Here is a 20,150-nt window from a genome sequence, read left to right as displayed (position 1 = left end):
CAGCGCAGGATTGGTTTCGGCGAAATGGTAGTGGCTGCCGACCTGCACCGGGCGGTCCCCGGTATTGGCAACCATCAGCGTCACCGCTTCGGTGCCATCGTTCAGGGTCAGCTCCCCCGCCGCAGGAAACAGCTCTCCGGGGATCATTTGCGCGACCGCACGTAGGCCAGCGCCGCAGCACCGCCAACGGTGAGTGCGGCCAGGATCACGGGCAGCCAGCTTTCCGAGCCGTGCGGATGCAGGTGTGCTCCGCCATGGGCCAGAGCCGGACCAGCGGTGAGCGCGATGGCGGATGCGAGAGCGGGCAGGTGTTTCATGCTGTTTCTCCTGTCGGGTGTTATCGGATCGGGTTGTGGACGGTCACCAGCTTGGTGCCATCGGGAAAGGTTGCTTCGACCTGAACCTCGTGAATCATCTCGGGCACGCCCTCCATGCATTGATCGCGCGACACGACGGCGGCGCCGGCCTCCATCATCTCGGCAACCGGGCGCCCGTCGCGGGCGCCTTCGACCACCGCATCGGTGATCAGGGCGATGGCTTCGGGGTGGTTCAGCTTGACGCCGCGCGCCAGGCGCTTGCGGGCAACTTCGGCGGCCATGGCCACCAGCAGCTTGTCTTTTTCACGGGGGGTCAGGTTCATGGCTCACAGTCTCTCTGTCACAGTCTCCAGGCACGCGGCAGGCCATCGGGCAGCAAGCGGTCCAGAATGGGAACAAGGGTTTGGCGCAGGTCGAAGCCATCCGCTGCCAGCAGCCGCAGGACCAGCAGATCCTTGGCCAGCAGCGACACGCCGCCGGTGCCCGGCAGCATCGCGCGCAGCGGCTCCAGCCAGCTTTCGGCGCGGGGATGGGCAAGGACCAGCGCTGCCATGGCGCGGGCGCCCCCGGCCACGGCAGGGCGGTCCAGGGTGGCGGCGATGTCATCGCGCAGCTCTACCCTGTCATAATAGATCATCTGACCGTCGCGGCGGATCTCTACCCGGTCGCTGAACCGGGCCGAGGTCAGCGCCTCACCCATGGCGAGACGGCCAAACACCACGGGTTCGACCATCAAAAAGCGCGCATCAGCGGCCAGATCCACGCGCAGGCGGCGGGCAAAGCGGCTGCCGTTGAACAAAATGGTTTCCTGCGGCAGCCAGTTGAGGCGGGCGCCTGCGGCGACCTCAAGCCGGGTCTCCATGCGTCCGGTCTCGTCCGGCTGGGCGCGATAGGCGCGTTCGGCGGCCTGGGTGGTGACCGTCAGGCGGCTGTTGTCCAGCGCGGCGGCCGCAACCGAAAACCGATCACCGCCGGTGATTCCGCCTGCCGTATTGACCATCACCGCCTCGGGGTGCGGGCGGCCCTGTGGAAACAGCAGCTTCATCGCGCCCGCCTGATGCAGATCCTTCAGGCGCACCGCACCGTCCTTGTGGTGGACCGAGACCCGCGCGCGGCCCACGGCGCGCGGCTGTGCGGTCGGAACCGGGGTGGCGGTCTGGCGCGATATGATGGCGGCCTCGGTGATCTTTGACACTCCCTGACGCATGGCGGAACGCTGTCGTCTGCCCCAAAGAGTGCGCTTTGCCGGGCGCAATGACCATTTTGCAGGCGCTAAAAGGGCGGAGCGCCAGCATTCAGGATCAAAAAATGGGCGATACCGCAAAAGGTCGCCTGCTTTTTGTGCATTTGGGGATTCCGCAGGGATGCGCCGCGGCTAGCGTTTGCCAAGTTTGCCGCGGTGCAGAAACCTGAGTGAGGCCGAGGCGCAAGACCTGCATCGGCTGTGGGAGTGTGGCGGCCATACGAATTGGACCTCGGTTAGACCGCCACACGATTTGCAACAACAGTTGCGGGGCTGACCTAGTGCTGCCGCCCTTCTTTCGCAAGGGAAGAGATGGCACGGGCGTGACCCTGTCTGGAGGGAAGTATGAGTTTCTTGAATAAAACTGCGGCCAGCGTGCTGGCACTGGGCCTGAGCGCAAGCGCCGGTCTTGCCGAGGATTGCACCATCAAGGTGGGCGTTCTGCACTCGCTGTCCGGCACCATGGCGATTTCCGAAACCACGCTGAAGGACACCATGCTGATGCTGGTGGCCGATCAAAACGAAAAAGGCGGACTTCTGGGCCGCGAGCTGGAAGCGGTCGTTGTTGACCCCGCTTCCGACTGGCCGCTGTTTGCCGAAAAGGCGCGCGAGCTGCTGACCGTGCATGATGTGGACGTGATCTTCGGCAACTGGACCTCCGTCAGCCGTAAATCCGTCCTGCCCGTCATCGAAGAGCTGAACGGCCTGCTGTTCTACCCCGTCCAGTACGAGGGCGAGGAAAGCTCCAAGAACGTCTTTTACACCGGCGCTGCGCCGAACCAGCAGGCGATCCCGGCCACGGATTATTTCCTTGAGGAACTGGGCGTCGAGAAATTCGCGCTGCTGGGCACCGACTATGTCTACCCGCGCACGACCAACAACATCCTTGAAAGCTATCTCAAGGGCAAAGGCATCGCCGACAGCGATATCTTCGTGAACTACACGCCCTTTGGTCATTCCGACTGGTCCAAGATCGTCGCCGACGTGGTGGCGCTGGGTGCCGACGGCAAGAAGGTCGGTGTGATCTCCACCATCAACGGCGACGCCAACATCGGCTTCTACAAGGAACTGGCAGCGGCAGGCATTTCCGCCGATGACATCCCGGTCGTGGCCTTCTCGGTGGGTGAGGAAGAACTCTCGGGTCTGGATACCTCGAACCTGGTCGGCCACCTTGCGGCCTGGAACTACTTCCAGTCGGCGGACACCGAAGCCAACGAAGCCTTCGTCGCCAAGTGGAAAGAGCTGATGGGCGAAGAGCGCGTCACCAATGACCCGATGGAAGCGCATTATATCGGCTTTAACATGTGGGCGAACGCCGTGACCGAAGCAGGCAGCGCTGATGTCGATGCCGTGCGCGCCGCCATGTACGGGCAGGAATTCCCGAACCTGACCGGCGGCACCGCCGTGATGCTGCCGAACCACCACCTGGCCAAGCCGGTGCTGATCGGTGAAATCCAGGAGGACGGCCAGTTCGACATCATCTCCGCCACCGATCCGGTGCCGGGCGATGCATGGACCGACTTCCTGCCGGAATCGGCGGTTCTGAAGTCCGACTGGAAGGATCTGGGCTGCGGTATGTACAACACCGAAACCGAGACCTGCGTTCAGACGCTTTCGAACTACTGATCTTCTTACCCTTGAAGACAGAGTCGCGGCGGGGGCCCTTGTTGGGTTCCCGCCGCGGCAGACGCGCCGCGCGGCCTGCCCATGTGGGTCACGCAAGGCGGATCTTTCAGAGCGGATCTCAACGATATGAAACGACTATTCCTTGCGTGCCTCGCGCTGTTCTGCGCGTGTCAGATCGCCCTTGCCCAGACCCCGGCGGGGGACGGGCCGCTGCAGCAGCTGCTGCAGGAAAACCGGGCGCTGATCGAGAAAAGTTCCCGCACCTCCATCGGACCGGTGATCGCCGCGATCGCCGACAGTGGCCTGCCGCAGGCCCGCGGGTTCCTGGAGGCCTGGCAGAACAAGGACATCTGGCAACGCAAAGAGGACGGTTTGTTCTTCGTGGGCGAGGAAGTCGCCAAACGGACCTATGCCCTCAGCAGCCCGGATGACGGCACTCTTGCCGGAGAATATCCCAAGAAAGAATTGAAACAGCTGAAACCCAACAGTGGCGTGCGGGCGCTGATCGCCACCGCGCTGGTGCAGTTCCAGCTGAGCGACCCTGACCCTGCCACCCGCGCCGAGGGGCTGCTGGCCATCGAACGCGCCCCCGGCGCCGATCTGCTGGCGCCGCTGCGCGCCTCGATCCCGGGGGAGGAGGATCCGGCGCTGAAGGCCCGCAAGACCCGGCTGGAGCGGCTTTTGACCATCGCCTATGGTGCCGATGAGGCAGAGCGGATCGACGCGATCAAAGGTGTCTCGAACGATCTCAGTGTCGATGTGCGCGCCGCCCTCAATCCGCTGGTGGCGGTTACTGTGGAGGTTGCCGAGGGGCTGCCCGAGGACCGCAATATCGCCCGCACCCTGACGCCCGGCGAAGATGGCATATCTCGCAACGACGCCTATGACATGCTGGTTGCCGCTGGCCACGTGCCCGCGCGCACCACTGCCGATGCCCTGCGCCAGACCCTCGCCGAGCATATCGAGGGTGGACGCGTCGCGGGCGTGCCGCTGGCGCAGCTTTCAAACGAGATGATCCGGCAAAAGGTATACGACAGCCTCGCCTCGGACGGGAAGGTGGACCCTTTCGTGGGCGAAGAGGCGATTACCATCGCCCTCAGCCATTATGTGTTCTTTGAAACCTACGCCGAGCCCTCTGCCGCCGTGACCGATGCCGCCGAACAGGCGCTGGAGACGATCGGCACCAAGGTTGCGCTCAATCAGGCGGTGGATCTGGGGCTTGATGCGATCTCGCTCGCCTCGATCTATTTCCTTGCGGCGATCGGCCTTGCCATCACATTTGGCCTGATGGGGGTCATCAACATGGCCCATGGCGAGTTCATCATGATGGGCGCCTACACCGGCTATGTGGTGCAGCAGATCATTCCCAATCATACGGTTTCGATCCTTGTCGCCATCCCGCTGGCTTTTGCGGTGACATTTGCCGCCGGTGTCGCGATGGAGCGGCTGGTGATCCGGCATCTCTACAACCGCCCGCTTGAAACCCTGCTGGCGACCTTCGGGATCTCCATCGCCTTGCAACAGCTTGCCAAGAACATTTTTGGCACGCAGGCCCGCCCCTTGACGGCGCCGGGCTGGCTGGATGGGGCATGGATGATCAACGACGTGGTTTCGATCAGTTATATCCGTATCGCGATCTTCGTGCTGGCGCTGATTTTCCTTGCGCTGTTCCTCTTCATCATGCGGCGCACGCGGCTGGGGCTTGAGACCCGCGCGGTGACGCAGAACCCGCGCATGGCGTCCTCGATGGGGATCAATCCGGGACGGGTGAACATGCTGACCTTTGGTCTGGGATCGGGCATTGCCGGGATCGCGGGCGTTGCCATCGGTCTCTTTGCCAAGGTCACCTCGGAACTTGGTCAGGATTACATCGTGCAAAGCTTCATGACCGTGGTCGTGGGCGGTGTCGGCAATATCTTCGGCACCCTGGCCGGGGCGGCGATGATCGGCTCCCTGCAAAAGGGGATCGAGTGGCTGAACCCGTCGAACACGCTGGCGGCGCAGACCTACATGATCATCTTCATCATCATCTTCATTCAGTTCCGCCCACGAGGGATCATCGCCCTCAAGGGCCGCGCGGCGGGGGATTGACCCATGCGACAGTCATTCATTGCAAAGAACCCATCCGTTCTGGTCTTCCTGTCTATCCTCGCGCTGTTCACCCTCTTGGTGACCGTGTTTGCCGAGGGGCCGGGGGCCGGGCTGATCCCCACAAGTTTTGTGAAAACGCTGGGCAAGACGCTGTGCCTCTGCCTGATTGCCATCGCGATGGACTTGATCTGGGGTTACACGGGCATCCTGTCGCTGGGCCATTTCGCCTTTTTCGGGCTGGGCGGCTACATGATCGGCATGTGGCTGATGTATGAGCGTACCCGCCTGATCGTCACCGAGGCATTGGCGCAGGGCGACATCCCCCCGACCGAGGCCGAGGTGGTCGATGGCATCGGCAGCCAGATCTTCGGCGTGGTGGGCAGCAGCGAATTCCCCGTGGTCTGGATGTTTGCCGACAGTCTGGTGCTGCAACTGATGCTGGTGGTGCTGGTGCCGGGCATTCTGGCGGCCATCTTTGGCTGGCTCGCCTTCCGCAGCCGGGTCACGGGTGTGTATCTCTCGATCCTGACGCAGGCCATGACGCTGGCCTTGGCGCTTTACCTCTTTCAGAACGATTCCGGCCTGCGCGGCAACAACGGTCTGTCGGGCCTCCAAAACTTGCCGGGTGTCGAGGCACCGCAGGCAGAGGTCTCGATGTGGTTCTTCTGGGCCTCGGCGCTTACCTTGGGTCTTGGCTATATGCTGGCGGCCTGGGTGGTGTCCGGCAAGTTCGGATCGGTCATTCGCGGCATCCGTGACAACGAGGCCCGCGTGCGTTTCCTCGGCTACCCGGTTGAGACCTTCAAACTGGCGGTGTTCACCCTTACTGCCTGCATCGCCGCCATCGCGGGCGCGCTATATTATCCGCAGGCGGGCATCATCAACCCGGCGGAAATGGCCCCCGTTGCCTCGATCTATCTGGCGGTCTGGGTCGCCATCGGCGGGCGCGGGCGGCTTTATGGCGCGGTGATCGGTGCGGCCTTTGTTTCGCTGGTCTCCACATGGTTCACCGGCGGGCAGGCGCCTGACATCCCGCTGGGGTTCTACACCATCAAATGGGTCGACTGGTGGCAGGTGATCCTCGGCCTCTCCTTTGTCTTGGTGACGCTGTTCGCGCCCAAGGGCATCGGCGGCCTCTTTGACCTCTTGCAGCGAAAGGACCGGACATGAGCACGCTTCTCGAAGTCTCCGGCGTCTCCGTCAGCTTTGACGGGTTCAAGGCGATCAACAACCTGTCGTTCCAGATCGCCGAGGCCGAGCTGCGCGCGGTGATCGGTCCCAATGGCGCGGGCAAGACCACATTCATGGATATCGTCACCGGCAAGACACGCCCGGACGAAGGCCGGGTAATCTGGGGTGAAAAATCCCTGTCCCTTCTGGACATGGATGAGGCGCAGATCGCGCGGCAGGGGATTGGGCGCAAGTTCCAGAAACCCACGGTGTTTGAGGACCAGTCGGTGCGCGACAACCTGATGATGGCCCTGAAAAAGGACCGCTGGGTGATCGCGGTGCTGCTGTTTCGCGCCTCAGACGCCGACACTGCGCGGGTCGAGGAACTCGCGGCAGAGGTTGGCCTTGCGGACCAGCTGGACCGGATCGCCGGAGAGCTGTCCCATGGGCAGAAACAGTGGCTTGAGATCGGCATGCTTCTGGCGCAGGAGCCGCGGCTTCTCTTGGTGGATGAACCGGCGGCGGGCATGACGCCGGAGGAACGCGAACATACCACTGATCTGCTGGTGGAGGCGGCCAAGACTCGCGCCGTGGTTGTCGTCGAACACGATATGGAGTTCGTGCGGCGCCTCAATTGCAAGGTCACGGTGCTCCACGAGGGCGCGGTGCTGGCAGAAGGGGGATTGGATCACGTGACCTCCGATCCCGAAGTTATCGATGTTTATCTGGGGCGCTGAGCGATGCTGGATCTGAAAGATATCACCCTCCACTATGGCCGCAGCCGGATCCTGAACGGCATTTCCATGCAGGCCGATCTGGGCGAGGTCACCTGCGTGATGGGCTGCAATGGCGTTGGCAAGACCAGCCTGATGAAGGCGGTGACCGGCACCCACCCGCGATCGGGTGGCAGCATGACGTTTGACGGGCAGGAGATCGGCGTGGTGCCCGCGCATCAGCTGGCGCGTGCGGGCATCGCCTATGTACCGCAGGGGCGCGATATCTTCCCGCTTCTGACGGTGAAGGAGAATTTGGAGACGGGATTTGCCTGCCTGCCGAAGGAAGAGCATTTCATCCCGGACCACATTTACGAGCTGTTCCCGATCCTGAAGGATTTCCTCGCCCGTCGCGGCGGCGACCTGTCCGGCGGGCAGCAACAGCAGCTGGCCATTGCCCGCGCCTTGATCACCAAGCCCAAGCTTCTGGTGCTGGACGAGCCGACCGAGGGTATCCAGCCCAATATCATCAAGCAGATCGGCGAGGTCATCAAACTGCTGCGCGGGCAGGGTGACATGGCGATCATCCTGGTCGAGCAGTTCTTCGATTTCGCCTATGATCTGGCCGACCGCTTCGTGGTCCTGCGCCGGGGCGAGGTGGTGCTGGAGGGCCGCAAGGGCGCGGTCGAGCGTGACGCCCTGCTGGAGGGGGTTTCGGTCTGACCTGATTTTGGCAGGGCCTTGCTTTCAGGCAAAAACCGGCGCCTTTCGTGCCTGTGGCAGCAGGAAGGGCATGCCGCCGGGTGGGGTGGTATTGACCGGCACCGGGCAACCGTACACCTCGGCGAGGGTCTGATCCGTCAGAACTTCTGCCGGGGTGCCTGTTGCAGCGATGCGGCCCGCCTGCATCAGCACCACGTGATCGGCGAACATGGCGGTGAGGTTCAGATCATGCATCACCGCAACCACGCCGCCGCCCGCCGCCGCATAGCGCCGCGCCAGATCCATCACCGTGAACTGATGGCCGATATCAAGGCTCGCCACCGGTTCATCCAGGATCAGCCAGCGCGGGGTGCCATCGACCACTGGCTGCCAGACCTGCGTCAGAACCCGGGCCAGTTGCACGCGCTGCTGCTCGCCCCCCGACAGGTCCTGATAGAACCGCCCGGCAAAACCGCCGAGATCCACCGCCTCCAGCGCCTGCATCGGCAGGTCGGTTTCGCCCGCCGACAGACCGGCGCTGAGCCCCAGCCGCACGATCTCCAGCACGGTAAAGGGAAAGGCGATGCTGGTGCTTTGCGGCTGCACCGCGCGGATCGCGGCCAGTTCCCAGGGTTTCAGCGTTGCGGTGTCCTGACCGTTCAGCAGCACCCGGCCCGTATGCGCGATCTCGCCGGTCATGGCGCGCAAGAGCGTGGTCTTACCTGAGCCATTGGGGCCGACGATGGCGGTGACGCGTCCCGGTTCAGCGGCAAAATCCACCCCGTGCAGGATGGTGCGGCTTCCCAGCTTTACGGTGATGTCAAAGGCTTGCATGTCTCTGTCCAATCAAAGTCCCAAACCCGCGCGACGTTTCAAAAGGATCCACAGGAAGACCGGCGCGCCAAGGACGGCGGTGACGATCCCGATGGGCAGCTCTGCGGGGGCGATGATCACCCGCGCGATCATGTCGGCGGCCAATAGAAGCGTGGCCCCCAGAAGGGCGGCATTGGGCAAAAGCGGATGGTGATCCGGCCCGGTGGCAAGGCGCAACAGATGCGGCACCACGATGCCGATGAAGCCGATACCACCCGAGACCGCCACAGCAGCGCCGGTGGCGCCGGCGACAGCCATGATCGCGATATTCTTCACCCGCTGCACAGGGATGCCGATGTGACCAGCGGCGGCCTCTCCCAGCGCCAGCCCGTTGAGACCGCGCGCAAGGAAGGGCGCGGCACACAGGGCCAGTGCGATCACTGGCAGGGCGGCGAGAACCTTGGTCCAGGTGGCGCCCGCGAGCGACCCCATGCCCCAGAAGGTCAGATCACGCAGTTGGTTGTCATCGGCCATGTAGACAAGAATGCCCGACAGCGCCCCGGCCAGCGCGCCAAGGGCGATACCGGCCAGCAGCATGGTTGCAACCGAGGTCTGCCCGCCGCGCGTTGCGGTGCGATACAGGATCAGTGTCGATCCCCAGCCGCCAAAGAAGGCCGCGACCGGAACGAGGCCGTTGCCCAATGTGTCGCGCAAGGCGGCTGGCAGCAGGCTGCCCAGCACGATGGCGGTGATCGCGGCCAGACCCGCTCCGGCGCTGACGCCGACGATACCGGGGTCGGCCAAAGGGTTGCGGAACAGCCCCTGCATCACCGCGCCGGAGACCGCCAGCGCAGCCCCCACGAGGATGCCAAGGCAAAGGCGCGGCAGGCGGATGTCGAACAGGATGATCCAGTCCAGTTGTGACAGCTCGCGCCCCGCGATCAGATCCCCAAGGGCGGACCAGACCGACGTGCCCGCTGCGCCAAAGGTCAGAGAGCTCACCGAAGTGACCAGCAGCAGAGCCACGAGCGCCAGCGTCAGCCGCCGGGCCTGATGGCGACGGTCCACCGGCGCCCCGGTGGACCGACCCTGAGCCTGACCTCGGTTCTGGGTTGTCGCCTCTGCTGCCAGGCTCATTCCGCGTGACCTTCGTAAAAGGCTTCTGACAGGGTCCGGATCGTGTCAGCGGTGCGCGGGCCAAATCCCAGCAAGGACTGCCCGTCCATGCGCACCAGCCGTCCGTTCTGTGCCGCTGGTGTGGGGATCAGCGCAGGCAGGCTGGCCAGCTGCTCCATCGCGACGCCGTGGTCGCCGCCCCGGTCCATTGCCAGAATCACATCCGGGGCGGTGGCGGAAACCGCTTCATCCGTCATCGGTTTGTAGCCCTCGAAAGCGTCGATGGCGTTGATGCCGCCCGACAGGCGGATGATGCCATCGGCGGCGGTGTTGCGACCTCCGGCCATGATCCGCCCGCCTTGCGTGGACAGTATGAACAGCACCCGCACCGGCGCATCGCCTGCGCGCGCCTGCGCCTCTGCATGGGCCGCCTCCAGATCGGGGGCAATGTCACCCAGCAGGGCCTTGGCCTTGTCCTCGGCGCCAAGGGCGGCGGCCACGGTTTCGATCTTCGCGATCACGCCAGCAGGAGAGTAGACCTCGGGCACCTCGGCATAGGCGATATCGGCCTGTTTCAGCACATCCAGCGTTTCCACCGGACCGGCCCCGGCGCTGGCGATGATCAGATCGGGCGATACCGACAGGACACCTTCCGGCGACAGGGCACGGGCATAACCGATATTGGGTAGCGCCTCGGCCTCTGCCGGGTAGATGGAGGTGCTGTCGCGGGCCACCAGACGATGGCCTTCACCCAGGGCATAGACGATTTCGGTGACCGATCCGCCGACGCTGACAACGCGCTCTGCCGGGGCGGCAAGGGCCATCTGCCCGGCAAGAGTGCCGAGCAGGAACAGGCCAGCGCCTTTGGAAAGACGGGAGAGCAGAGACATCACACGGTCTCCGGCTCGGCCCGGGTTTCAGCCTCCAGCGAGGGAAGCGCGGCAACAATTGCGTCCCAGGCCGGGCGGCTGTCGTTGTCGTCGGTGCGGCGGCCAAAGACCTGGAACAGGATGGTGCCATCGGCGTCAAAGGCCTCATAAGACACCGCATCGCCCCGTTTGGTCGGCTTGTTGACGGCCCAGACCTCGGCCACGTGATCAAGGCGCAGGTGCAGGTCGAAACCGGGGTCGAGGATGTTCTGCCAGGGCCCCATTTCGCGCAGATTCCGGACCGGGCCGCCGTGGATTTCGATGCAGCCGCGGTTGCCGACAAAGATCATCACTTCAATCTCCTGCTCGCGCACGGCCTCCAGCATCGGGGTGACGGTGTCTGTCGGCAGCTTACGGGCCAGAGGCTCCCCGGCGATGCGATAGGCACCCAGACGGTTCATCTTCAGTTTCGAGCACAGGCGCAGGAACTGGTGGGTGTCGGTCATCTTGGCCCATTCGGCGCGCAGGACATCGACCTTGTCCGGGTCGGATTTGGCACCCTCGGGCGGGGTACGGGGCGCGACTTCCAGCGTGTCGGATTGTTCCGGCAGCGCCAGATCGGCGACGATCCGGTCCCAGGCCGCCAGGTCGGAGGCTTCGCGCAAGTGGATCTTGTGCACCGCGTCACCGGCGGCATCAAAGAACTGCAGCGAGCGGGCGGTGCCGTTTTTGCCTTCACGTTCCACCGCAAAGGCAGTGACGAAATGGCGCGGGAACAGGCGCAGGTCGATTTCCTCGGTCAGCACCAGGGAGGCGTGAACGCCACCCTGATAGTGGCTGTAACGCCCGACCTTTTCGATCACGCAGGAATCGTTGCGGGTCAGCGCCATGACCTCGCCCAGCTCTTCCAGCCGGGGAAAGACATCATCGGGGTTGGCCGCGATACGGGTCACGCCCGCGCCGCTGAAGGCGGCGATCAGCTGCGCCTCGGTGATGTTGAACTTGTCGGCAAAATCGCGGTCACGCAGCTGCGCGTGGTCGGCACGTTCGGCGCGGATCTGCTCCGCGGTGAGGGGAGTCGGAGTGGTCATGTCGGGCCCTTTCGGAGGCGGTCTGCATATCGTTTGGAAAGGGCTGGCTGTGGCTGCCGGTCGGGGCAGATCACGCTGGCGGCTGAGGGATCAGCGGGTCGGAATTTATGTTGACTGTTTTTATCATCTTTACTAACAGGCTCAAGCGGAATTTTGAATTTCGCCAAAGATCAATCCTGAAATACCGTGCCAGCCCCCACGCAAGCCTTCGGTTCGAATACGAATAGATGCGAAGGAAAATGTGATGGGCAAACAGCGTATGTCTATGCGGCTGTTGGGGACGGTGTCAGTGCTGGGGCTGACAATGAACGCGGGCGCGCAGGCGCAGGATCTGCCGCTAGACCTGCAGGGCGAGGGGTTTCTCGGCACTGTTGAACTGGGGCAGGGCAAGCGCGAGGTGCAGACCGCAACCGCGACGCCGCAGACGGTAATCACACAGGAAGAGCTGGATGACCGGCAGGCCGGATCCGTGGCTGAGCTGATCGATTCGGTGCCTGGTGTGACGCTGGTGAATGGCAGCCGTCCGCAGGGATCGGGCCTGAATATCCGCGGCTTTGGCGCCACCAGCAGCTATGGCACCGACCAGAAGGTGCAGATCATGATCGACGGCGCCTCTACCGGGTCAGAGGAGCTTTACCGGATCGGCACGCAGCTGTTCACCGATCCCGAGCTCTACAAACGCGTGTCGGTGATCCGGGGCACCATCGGCAGTTTCGAATACGGCTCGGGCATTATCGGCGGCGTGGTACAGCTTGATACAAAGGATGCGGCGGATTTCACCGGCGGTGAGATCGGTCTACGGTTTCGCCAGACCATCGGCGCCTCGAGCAATGCAAAGGGCTTCGTGACGTCCTCCATTCTGGCCTGGCAACCCACCGAACGGCTGGAAGTGCTGTTCAATTACACCCTGCGCGATGTCGATGCCTATAAGGACGGAAACGGGCAGGTCGTGCCCAATACCGAAAGTCGCATGCCCTCCTATCTGGGCAAGGTGAAATACAGCTTTGGTGACAATGGCGATCACTCGATCACCGCCTCCTACAACTATTCCGAAACGGATGAAAAAGACGTCCCCTACGATACTTTTGGCACCACCGGCGGCTCCTTTGGCAACGTCGACCGCAAGGTCAGCAACGAGGTCGCCGGGCTGCGCTATCGCTGGAACCCGGTTGGCAATGACCTGATCGATCTGGACGTTAACCTGACTCGCTCGACACAGCATATCGATACCGCCTATGTGCCCGGTTCCAGCCCGCTGGAGGGCACCTCTTCGGGGCCAAGCGTCATTGCCCTGGCCGATGCGGATCAGGATTACGAGATCACCAAGCTGACCGCGAAGAACAGCATGTATTTCGTGACCGGCATGGCGACACACGATCTGCGGCTTGGGGTTGAGGTGATGCAGCGCGAGCGCCTGAACGCACCTTCGGCCCCCGGCGGCACCGACCGGCGTCTGGCCTTGTTCGCGGTGGATGACATCGGTATCGGCGATCACTGGACCATCACCCCGGCCATGCGGTTTGAAACCCAGGATATCGAGGCCCACGACGGATCCTCGTCCTATGACAACTCCGCGCTGATGGGCGGGCTTTCGGCGCGCTATGAATTCGCTTCTGGCTGGGCGCTCTTTGGCAGCGGTGCCTATACCGAGAACCTGCCGATCATCGATGATCTTGGCACGCCGCGCTACATGACCCAGCCGGAGCGGTCCCATACCTTTGAATTGGGCGCCTCCTATACCTCAAGCGGCGTGTTCACGGCGGGCGATGCCCTGCAGGCCAAGGTAAACCTTTTCAAAGGCAAGCTTTGGGACATCACGTCCTACGTGGACAGCAATTTCAACCCGATCCGCGAAGTGAACAGCGAAGGCATCGAGATCGAAGCCACATACAGCATGGACAACGGCTTTTACGCCGATTTCAACGCGGCGGTTGGCGAATACACCGCGGTTTCGGCGGGCGGGGCCAGCGGCGTCTGGCGCAACACCCCGGCCGACAGCGCCCGCCTGACCCTGGGCAAGCGGATCGGCGAGGCCTGGGATCTGAGCTGGGAACTGGTCGGCAGCAAATCCTTCACCGATTACAACGGCGACCTGATCAAGGGCTATGGCATCAGCAACCTGCGTGCCACCTACCGGGTGCAGACCGGCGCGCTCAGTGGCGCCGAGGTGCGGCTTGGCGTCGAAAACGCCTTTGACAGAGTCTACACGCCCGCGCTGGCGACCCGCACCGCACCGGGGCGCAACATCAAGCTGACCCTGGCGAAAACCTTCTGACCCAACGGAGATTGAAGAGGTTCCAAATGGTATGCGTAAACAGGAAATGGGTGGCCCCGGCAGCGGTTTTGCTGGCGGGGTTGGGTGGCGCGGCACGGGCCGCAGACCCGGCCGTGTCGATCGAGCTGAGCGCGGCAGAGCAGGTTGGCGAGGCTTGCCTGCTGTCCTTTGTGGCGCAGAACAGCCATGCGCAGGATATCGGTCAGGCGGTTTATGAAACCGTTCTGTTCGACGCAAAAGGACAGGTGGCGCGGCTGACATTGCTGGATTTCCAGGACCTGCCTGCGGGGCGGATGCGGGTGCGCCAGTTCCAGTTTCCCTATGCCTGCGACGGCATCAGTCGGGTGCTGATCAACGGCGCCACCACCTGCACCGGCGGGGCTGATCTGCCAGAGGCCGCCTGCAGTAGGGGCATCACGCTCAGCAGCCGCATTGATCTGGAGTTGCTGGGATGATGTGGCTTCACGATGCACTGCTTGGGGTTCTGGATCTGGGCGGACCGGTGGTTCTTCTGCTCCTCTGCGTGTCGGTGCTGACAGCGGCGCTGGTGCTCTACAAAATCTGGCAATACCGCACTGCGCGGGTGGGCCGCCACGCCCATCTGTCCGCCGCTGTCACCGCCTGGGACCATGGCGATCGCGATGGCGCCCTGCGGCAGCTGGAAAGCAGCCGATCCTATCTCGCACCGGTATTCCGGCTTGCGCTGGCGGCTGGTCCCGAAACTGCGGCGGATGCGGCCCTGTCCGACCGTGCTGATGCCGAGGCGGAGGATTGCTTTGCCCGGCTCGAACGGGGGCTTGGGGCGCTTGATATGGTGTCGCAACTGGCGCCGCTGATGGGGCTTTTCGGCACCGTGATCGGCATGATCGAAGCCTTCCAGAAATTGCAGACCGCAGGCTCTTCGGTGGATCCGGCGCTGCTGGCCGGTGGTATCTGGGTGGCGCTTCTGACCACGGCGGCGGGGCTTGCCGTGGCGATGCCGACCTCGTTGGTGCTGAGCTGGCTGACGGCGCGGATGCAGCGTGAACGGGTCTTTGCCAACCGTGCCCTGCGGGTGCTGTTCTGCCCCGCCGAACGGGCTGAGGCTTCTCATGGCGGTTAAACTGCAGGGACAACGGCGCAGGCGGCTGTCGATGACCTCGCTCATCGACGTGATCTTTCTGCTGCTGCTGTTCTTCATGCTGACCTCGACCTTCTCCAAATACGGCGAGGTGGAACTGATGGCGGCCGGGCAGGGTGCCAAGACCCAGGACCGGCAGAAGCTGTTTGTGACCCTTGGCGCCGAGCGTCTGATGCTGAACGGGCAACAGGCGGATCTGGCTCGCATTGCCGATCTGGTGCGGCTGCAGCCACAGGACGGCGGCGGCCATCTGGTGCTGATCAGCCCCGATGACACGGCCAGCGCGCAGCGGCTGGTGGATCTTCTGACCGCCCTGCGGCAGGTCGAGGGACTGCAGACGGTGGTGCTGGGCTGATGCGGATCACGCGGCAAATCCAGAGCGAGCGCGAACCGACCATCGCGCTGATCAATATCGTCTTTCTGATGCTGGTCTTCTTCATGATCGCAGGCACCCTGGCGCCGCCGCTGGACCGCGATGTGACGCTGATCAAGACCGCCGATCTGGAGGGCAGCGCGCCGCCGGATACATTGGTGATCCACGCCGACGGGCGGCTTAGCTATCGGGGCGCTCCGGTAGCAGATGCGGCATCATTTGTTGCTGAGCTGCCCGAGGAACAGCGCGCTGCGCTGCGGGTGGTGCCGGACCGGGATCTGCCGGCGAAGAAACTGGTGTCCATCGGCAATGATCTGCGGGCGGCAGGCGCCAAGCGCGTCATCCTGATGTCGGAACGGGCGCTGCAATGAGCCGGGTACCCCAATCCCGCCTCGCCGCCCTTCTGGCGCTGACCATGGCCGCTGTGGCCCATGCTGGTGCGGTGGTGTTCACCGATACCGCACCGGTGGAGCAGGCGGGCGGTGAAACCGCGCTGGCTGCCGAAGGCAGCGCCTTTGCCAATCTCGCCGTGGGGTTGGAGGCACCGCAGCCCGCCGCCGTGATGCCGGAGCAGCCCCACGCCGCGCAACAGACGCCTGAGGCGGCCCAGCCGGTGGAGACGCCACAGGTGCAGCCACAGGCACAATCCCCAGTGTTAGAGCCTGTTGTTGTCCCTGTTGTCACCGCCGCGCAGACACCCGGCATCGAGGTCACGCCGCCGCAGGTCCATAGCGATCCCATACCGCTCAAGGCTGTAACACCGACACCGCCGACGACTGCGCTGCCACCCACCCAGCCAGCGGTGCAGCAGGCGGCAAAACCTATGGAAGCTGTTGAACAGGAACCGGTTGAACAGGCTGAGGCACCACAGCCTCCTATGGAGCAGGCGCCTCCGGTCGAACAGTCGCTGAAGCCAAGGTCCCGCCCGCTGCGCCCTCCGCAGGTGGCAAAGGCAGAGCCGGTGCGCACCCCTTCTGAGCCGACAACGCCAAGCGCGCAACCGCGCGGCAACAGCAGTGCCAACGCAACCCGCGGGGTGGCAGAGGGCGCTGCGAAACAGCCGGGCGGGCAATCGCGCCAGACGGGCGGCAAGGCCCGACAGCAGGGCAATGCGGCGACGAGCAACTATCCCGGTCTGATCCTGCGCCGGATCGAGCGAGCCAAGCGCCGCGCCAATGTGCGGGGCGAGGCGGTCGTCGCCTTCCGGATCGCGCCCAGTGGCGGGTTGGCGCAGGTCGCGATTGCCCGCAGTTCTGGTTCCGCGCGGCTTGATGATATCGCGCTGGCACAAGTACGCCGGGCGGCGCCATTTCCCCCGCCGCCTGCCGGTGCGCGCACCAGTTTTACCGTGCGGATCAAGGGCAAGTGACAAAGGGGCGCGGGGGGATTTGATCAAAACACCTCGGCGCCGATTGCTGCGTCCGGAGGGCTGGGCTACACAGGCGCAACAGCGACAAGAACAGGAGCCGCCATGACCCCGCTTTCAGGCCTCAAAGTGGTTGAACTCGCCCGTATTCTGGCTGGCCCCTGGATTGGCCAGTCTTTGGCGGATCTGGGCGCCGAGGTGATCAAGGTCGAAAGCGAGGCAGGCGATGATACCCGCCACTGGGGCCCTCCGTTCATCGAGCGGGATGAGGACAAGACGGCGGCCTATTACTATGCGGCCAACCGCGGCAAGGATTGTGTCACCGCGGATTTCCGCACCGAGGAAGGTCGCCAGACAGTCATCGATCTGATCAAGGACGCCGACATCCTGATCGAGAACTTCAAGGTTGGCGGTCTGAAGAAATACGGGCTGGATTACGACAGCCTGAAACAGGTGAACCCGCGGCTGATCTATTGCTCGGTCACCGGTTTCGGACAAGACGGCCCCTATGCCTCCCGCGCGGGCTATGACTTCCTCTTGCAGGGTATGTCGGGGCTGATGTCGATTACTGGCGATCCCGAGGGGCAGCCGCAAAAGGTCGGCGTTGCCATCACCGATATCGTGACCGGGCTTTACGGCACCATCGGCATCCTTGCGGCGGTCGAGCAGCGCCACACCACTGGGCGGGGGCAGCATCTGGATATGTCACTGCTGGATTGTGCCACGGCGATGCTGGCCAATCAGGCGATGAACTATCTCGCCACCGGCACCAGTCCGACGCGGCTGGGCAATGATCACCCCAATATCGCGCCCTATCAGGTGATGGCGGTGAAGGATGGCCATATCATTTTGGCGGTGGGCAACGACGGCCAGTTCCAGCGGCTGTGTGATGCGCTGAAGCTGCCGGATCTGAAGGTCGATCCGCGGTTCCTGACCAATCAGCTGCGGGTGGCGAACCGTCAGGAGCTGACCGCGCTGCTGGAAGCGGCCCTGATGCAATGGAGCCAATCTGATCTTCTGGCGGCGCTGGAGGCGGCGACGGTTCCCGCCGGGCCGATCAACACCATCGGCCAGGCCTTTGACGATCCGCAGATCCAGCATCGTGGTATGCAGATCGCGCCTGAAGGGGTGCCGGGCGTGCGGGGGCCATGGAAATTCTCGGATGCCGAATTGGCGCTGGAAAAATCCGCGCCAAAGCTTGCCAAATAAGGACGCGCGAAGGCAGGGTGGCGCCAAACTTTTTTAAGATTGGATGCCCCCTATGCCCGTGCCCTTTACCCTGATTGAAAACACCTGGATTCCGATGGCTGACGGGCGTCGTCTGGCGGCGCGGATCTGGCTGCCCGAAGGGGAGGGGCCGGTTCCGGCGATCCTGGAATACCTGCCCTATCGCAAACGCGATGGCACCGCGCCGCGGGACGAAACCACCCACACGGTTTTCGCTGGCGAAGGCTACGCCTGCATCCGCGTCGATATTGCGGGCAGCGGTGACAGCGAGGGGCTGTTTGATGACGAATACTCCGAACAGGAACTGAGCGACGGTGAGGCGGTCCTCGCCTGGATCGCGGCGCAACCCTGGAGCAGCGGCAAGGTCGGGATGATCGGCATCTCCTGGGGTGGGTTCAACGGCTTGCAACTGGCCTATCGCCGCCCGCCCGAATTGCAGGCGGTTGTCTCGGTCGCGTCCACCGCAGACCGCTATGCCGATGACATCCACTACATGGGGGGATGTCTGCTCAGTGATAATGCCAATTGGGGCAGCCAGATGTTCGCCTATATGACGCGGCCCCTGGATCCCGAGCTGCGCCCCGACTGGCGCGATGCCTGGCTGGAGCGGATCGAGAAGCTGCCCTTCATGTCCGCCGACTGGCTGCGCCACCCGTCCCGCGATGACTTCTGGAAACACGGCTCGGTCTGCGAGGACTGGTCGGCGATCACCGCGCCGGTGCTGGCGATCACCGGCTGGGCGGATGCCTATATCAACACGCCTGCGATGCTGGCCGCCAACCTGACTGCACCGACGAAGGCGCTGATGGGGCCGTGGGAGCATCGCTATGCGCATATCTCGAAACTCGATCCGGCGGATTTCCACGGCGAAGTTTTGCGCTGGTTCGATCAGTGGCTGAAGGGCGAGGAAACGGGCGCCGAGGCGCTGCCCGACTACCGTGTCTACATGCAAGAGCATTTCGGCCCCACCAAGGAAAACAAGCCCCGCAAGGGCCGCTGGGTGGCCGAGCAGAACTGGCCCTCGCCCAATGTCAGCGAACGGGTGGTTTATCTTTCGACAGGCAGCCTGATAGATACTGCAGGCAGCGGGGAGTGCAGGATTTCTAACCCGGCAACCGTCGGTCAGGCGGGGGGCTATTTCTGTCCGGGCATGCGGTTCGACAATGAACTCCCCGGCGATCAGGCGGAGGATGATGCGCTGTCGGCCTGTTTCGACACCGCGCCGCTGGAAGATGAGATGCAGATCCTTGGCCGCCCTCGTGTCCGCATCGCCTTTACCGTTGATCGCCCGGTGGCGCAGATCGTCGGACGCCTGTGCGATGTGGCGCCGGATGGATCCTCGCAGCGGATCAGCTATCGCCCTTTCAACCTGACACATCTGAACGGTCATGACGCGCCAGAGCCGCTGGTGCCGGGGCAACGCTACGAGGTAGAGTTCCCCTTGAACGAATGCGCCCATGCGCTGCGCCCGGGGCACAAGCTGCGGCTGGCGCTCTCGACCTCCTACTGGCCCATCGTCTGGCCCGCGCCCGAGGCGGCAGAGATCATGCTGGACCTGAAAGACTGCGCCCTGATCCTGCCAGAGCGAAAGGTGAGCGAGGAAATCCCGCCCGAGGCCCCCGGTCCCGCGCAGCCCTATCCGACCCTGGGCGGCAGGCAGCTGCGCGCGCCTTCGGGCACGTCAGAGACCAAGGTGCTTACGGATGGTACGCTGGTGCTCGATACCTTCGACGACTACGGCGAGGCGGTGAACCCGCATAACGAAATGCAGGTAGGCAGCCATGTCACGATGCATTACGCGATCCACCCCGATGATCCGGCCACGGCGACCTTCAAATCCGACTGGCGCTTTACCTATCAGCGCGGCGACTGGCAGGTGGCGATCGATACGGAAAACCGGATGACCTGCGATGCGCAGAATTTCTACCTCTGGCGGCGCATCCACGCCTATGAGGGCGGTGCATCAGAGCCGGTACTGGTCAAGGAATGGTCCGAGACCGTACCGCGCGGCTGCCTCTAGCGGCAGCCGTCAGCGCGG

The 20,150-nt window shown here is 63.7% G+C and carries 21 protein-coding genes; 13 read left to right on the top strand and 8 right to left on the bottom strand.

The genetic code is table 11. The annotated features are described in order from the left end of the window. The 4 genes from C6W91_RS06270 to C6W91_RS06255 form a co-directional block, all read right to left on the bottom strand. A partial coding sequence (locus tag C6W91_RS06270) for an urease subunit beta (protein WP_370570583.1) occupies positions 1-147 on the bottom strand: 147 nt, incomplete at its 3' end. Continuing rightward, positions 144-317, bottom strand: coding sequence for a hypothetical protein (locus C6W91_RS06265; RefSeq protein WP_165832673.1), 174 nt, complete (start codon positions 315-317; stop codon positions 144-146). The genes C6W91_RS06265 and C6W91_RS06270, both read right to left, overlap by 4 nt. A gap of 20 nt (positions 318-337) precedes the next feature. Next, complete coding sequence (locus tag C6W91_RS06260; protein ID WP_065272254.1) at positions 338-640, bottom strand: urease subunit gamma; 303 nt, start codon at positions 638-640, stop codon at positions 338-340. A gap of 17 nt (positions 641-657) precedes the next feature. After that, complete coding sequence (locus tag C6W91_RS06255; RefSeq protein ID WP_342455896.1) at positions 658-1,512, bottom strand: urease accessory protein UreD; 855 nt, start codon at positions 1,510-1,512, stop codon at positions 658-660. Positions 1,513-1,905: 393 nt separating this feature from the next. Here C6W91_RS06255 and urtA point away from each other — a divergent pair, with 393 nt between their 5' ends. The 5 genes from urtA (at position 1,906) to urtE (ending at position 7,883) form a co-directional block, all read left to right on the top strand. Next, on the top strand, positions 1,906-3,186 hold the full coding sequence (urtA, locus tag C6W91_RS06250; protein ID WP_370570581.1) for an urea ABC transporter substrate-binding protein: 1,281 nt from the start codon (positions 1,906-1,908) through the stop codon (positions 3,184-3,186). A gap of 126 nt (positions 3,187-3,312) precedes the next feature. Then, positions 3,313-5,277, top strand: a complete 1,965-nt coding sequence (gene urtB / locus C6W91_RS06245; protein ID WP_274837953.1) for an urea ABC transporter permease subunit UrtB — start codon at positions 3,313-3,315, stop codon at positions 5,275-5,277. Between the two features lie 3 nt (positions 5,278-5,280). After that, positions 5,281-6,447, top strand: coding sequence for an urea ABC transporter permease subunit UrtC (gene urtC, locus C6W91_RS06240; protein WP_274831598.1), 1,167 nt, complete (start codon positions 5,281-5,283; stop codon positions 6,445-6,447). Continuing rightward, the gene (urtD, locus tag C6W91_RS06235; RefSeq protein WP_274829481.1) at positions 6,444-7,184 is read left to right on the top strand and encodes an urea ABC transporter ATP-binding protein UrtD; all 741 of its coding nucleotides are present in this window, start codon (positions 6,444-6,446) and stop codon (positions 7,182-7,184) included. The genes urtC and urtD overlap by 4 nt, the downstream gene beginning before the upstream one ends. 3 nt (positions 7,185-7,187) lie before the next feature. Then, positions 7,188-7,883 (top strand): urea ABC transporter ATP-binding subunit UrtE, encoded by a 696-nt coding sequence (urtE, locus tag C6W91_RS06230; protein WP_274837954.1) that lies wholly within the window; start codon positions 7,188-7,190, stop codon positions 7,881-7,883. 24 nt (positions 7,884-7,907) lie between these two features. On the opposite strand, the gene C6W91_RS06225 is transcribed toward urtE, so the two are convergent. Genes C6W91_RS06225 through C6W91_RS06210 form a run of 4 tightly spaced genes read right to left on the bottom strand, consistent with a single transcriptional unit; the run spans position 7,908 to position 11,751 of the window. Next, positions 7,908-8,696, bottom strand: coding sequence for a heme ABC transporter ATP-binding protein (locus C6W91_RS06225; protein ID WP_274831597.1), 789 nt, complete (start codon positions 8,694-8,696; stop codon positions 7,908-7,910). A gap of 12 nt (positions 8,697-8,708) precedes the next feature. After that, complete coding sequence (locus tag C6W91_RS06220; protein ID WP_370570580.1) at positions 8,709-9,812, bottom strand: FecCD family ABC transporter permease; 1,104 nt, start codon at positions 9,810-9,812, stop codon at positions 8,709-8,711. Then, on the bottom strand, positions 9,809-10,681 hold the full coding sequence (locus C6W91_RS06215) for a hemin ABC transporter substrate-binding protein (RefSeq protein ID WP_274837955.1): 873 nt from the start codon (positions 10,679-10,681) through the stop codon (positions 9,809-9,811). Before C6W91_RS06215 ends, C6W91_RS06220 begins: the two co-directional genes overlap by 4 nt. Further along, positions 10,681-11,751, bottom strand: a complete 1,071-nt coding sequence (locus tag C6W91_RS06210) for a hemin-degrading factor (RefSeq protein WP_274837956.1) — start codon at positions 11,749-11,751, stop codon at positions 10,681-10,683. Before C6W91_RS06210 ends, C6W91_RS06215 begins: the two co-directional genes overlap by 1 nt. Positions 11,752-11,995: 244 nt before the next feature. Between C6W91_RS06210 and C6W91_RS06205 the strand changes: the two genes are divergently transcribed. From C6W91_RS06205 to C6W91_RS06170, 8 genes are all read left to right on the top strand, one after another. Then, entirely contained in the window at positions 11,996-14,026 is a 2,031-nt protein-coding gene (locus tag C6W91_RS06205) for a TonB-dependent receptor domain-containing protein (RefSeq protein ID WP_370570579.1), read from the top strand. A gap of 26 nt (positions 14,027-14,052) precedes the next feature. Next, positions 14,053-14,481 (top strand): hypothetical protein, encoded by a 429-nt coding sequence (locus C6W91_RS06200; protein ID WP_370570578.1) that lies wholly within the window; start codon positions 14,053-14,055, stop codon positions 14,479-14,481. Further along, the gene (locus C6W91_RS06195) at positions 14,478-15,128 is read left to right on the top strand and encodes a MotA/TolQ/ExbB proton channel family protein (protein ID WP_370570577.1); all 651 of its coding nucleotides are present in this window, start codon (positions 14,478-14,480) and stop codon (positions 15,126-15,128) included. Before C6W91_RS06200 ends, C6W91_RS06195 begins: the two co-directional genes overlap by 4 nt. After that, positions 15,118-15,501: a biopolymer transporter ExbD gene (locus tag C6W91_RS06190; protein ID WP_274831591.1), complete on the top strand. Its 384-nt coding sequence runs from the start codon at positions 15,118-15,120 to the stop codon at positions 15,499-15,501. The genes C6W91_RS06195 and C6W91_RS06190 overlap by 11 nt, the downstream gene beginning before the upstream one ends. Continuing rightward, positions 15,501-15,890: a biopolymer transporter ExbD gene (locus C6W91_RS06185; RefSeq protein ID WP_274835393.1), complete on the top strand. Its 390-nt coding sequence runs from the start codon at positions 15,501-15,503 to the stop codon at positions 15,888-15,890. The genes C6W91_RS06190 and C6W91_RS06185 overlap by 1 nt, the downstream gene beginning before the upstream one ends. After that, on the top strand, positions 15,887-16,888 hold the full coding sequence (locus C6W91_RS06180; protein WP_370570576.1) for a TonB family protein: 1,002 nt from the start codon (positions 15,887-15,889) through the stop codon (positions 16,886-16,888). Before C6W91_RS06185 ends, C6W91_RS06180 begins: the two co-directional genes overlap by 4 nt. 102 nt (positions 16,889-16,990) lie before the next feature. Then, complete coding sequence (locus tag C6W91_RS06175; RefSeq protein WP_274837960.1) at positions 16,991-18,094, top strand: CaiB/BaiF CoA-transferase family protein; 1,104 nt, start codon at positions 16,991-16,993, stop codon at positions 18,092-18,094. 52 nt (positions 18,095-18,146) lie between these two features. Further along, positions 18,147-20,132: a CocE/NonD family hydrolase gene (locus tag C6W91_RS06170; RefSeq protein WP_370570575.1), complete on the top strand. Its 1,986-nt coding sequence runs from the start codon at positions 18,147-18,149 to the stop codon at positions 20,130-20,132. The last annotated feature ends 18 nt before the right edge of the window (positions 20,133-20,150 follow it).

This window comes from Phaeobacter sp. SYSU ZJ3003 (assembly GCF_041300735.1).
GTDB classification, from domain to species: Bacteria; Pseudomonadota; Alphaproteobacteria; order Rhodobacterales; family Rhodobacteraceae; genus Phycobacter; species Phycobacter gallaeciensis_A.
The sequence above is the reverse complement of the archived record's forward strand: the minus strand, read 5'-3'. Positions and strand labels throughout refer to the sequence as shown.

Bases quoted from the DNA above. Each gene is read 5' to 3' on its own strand.
- C6W91_RS06265 (WP_165832673.1), bottom strand. From the start codon at position 317: ATGAAACACCTGCCCGCTCTCGCATCCGCCATCGCGCTCACCGCTGGT.
- C6W91_RS06260 (WP_065272254.1), bottom strand. From the start codon at position 640: ATGAACCTGACCCCCCGTGAAAAAGACAAGCTGCTGGTGGCCATGGCC.
- urtA (WP_370570581.1), top strand. From the start codon at position 1,906: ATGAGTTTCTTGAATAAAACTGCGGCCAGCGTGCTGGCACTGGGCCTG.
- urtB (WP_274837953.1), top strand. From the start codon at position 3,313: ATGAAACGACTATTCCTTGCGTGCCTCGCGCTGTTCTGCGCGTGTCAG.
- urtC (WP_274831598.1), top strand. From the start codon at position 5,281: ATGCGACAGTCATTCATTGCAAAGAACCCATCCGTTCTGGTCTTCCTG.
- urtD (WP_274829481.1), top strand. From the start codon at position 6,444: ATGAGCACGCTTCTCGAAGTCTCCGGCGTCTCCGTCAGCTTTGACGGG.
- urtE (WP_274837954.1), top strand. From the start codon at position 7,188: ATGCTGGATCTGAAAGATATCACCCTCCACTATGGCCGCAGCCGGATC.
- C6W91_RS06225 (WP_274831597.1), bottom strand. From the start codon at position 8,696: ATGCAAGCCTTTGACATCACCGTAAAGCTGGGAAGCCGCACCATCCTG.
- C6W91_RS06220 (WP_370570580.1), bottom strand. From the start codon at position 9,812: ATGAGCCTGGCAGCAGAGGCGACAACCCAGAACCGAGGTCAGGCTCAG.
- C6W91_RS06215 (WP_274837955.1), bottom strand. From the start codon at position 10,681: ATGTCTCTGCTCTCCCGTCTTTCCAAAGGCGCTGGCCTGTTCCTGCTC.
- C6W91_RS06210 (WP_274837956.1), bottom strand. From the start codon at position 11,751: ATGACCACTCCGACTCCCCTCACCGCGGAGCAGATCCGCGCCGAACGT.
- C6W91_RS06205 (WP_370570579.1), top strand. From the start codon at position 11,996: ATGGGCAAACAGCGTATGTCTATGCGGCTGTTGGGGACGGTGTCAGTG.
- C6W91_RS06200 (WP_370570578.1), top strand. From the start codon at position 14,053: ATGGTATGCGTAAACAGGAAATGGGTGGCCCCGGCAGCGGTTTTGCTG.
- C6W91_RS06195 (WP_370570577.1), top strand. From the start codon at position 14,478: ATGATGTGGCTTCACGATGCACTGCTTGGGGTTCTGGATCTGGGCGGA.
- C6W91_RS06190 (WP_274831591.1), top strand. From the start codon at position 15,118: ATGGCGGTTAAACTGCAGGGACAACGGCGCAGGCGGCTGTCGATGACC.
- C6W91_RS06185 (WP_274835393.1), top strand. From the start codon at position 15,501: ATGCGGATCACGCGGCAAATCCAGAGCGAGCGCGAACCGACCATCGCG.
- C6W91_RS06180 (WP_370570576.1), top strand. From the start codon at position 15,887: ATGAGCCGGGTACCCCAATCCCGCCTCGCCGCCCTTCTGGCGCTGACC.
- C6W91_RS06175 (WP_274837960.1), top strand. From the start codon at position 16,991: ATGACCCCGCTTTCAGGCCTCAAAGTGGTTGAACTCGCCCGTATTCTG.
- C6W91_RS06170 (WP_370570575.1), top strand. From the start codon at position 18,147: ATGCCCGTGCCCTTTACCCTGATTGAAAACACCTGGATTCCGATGGCT.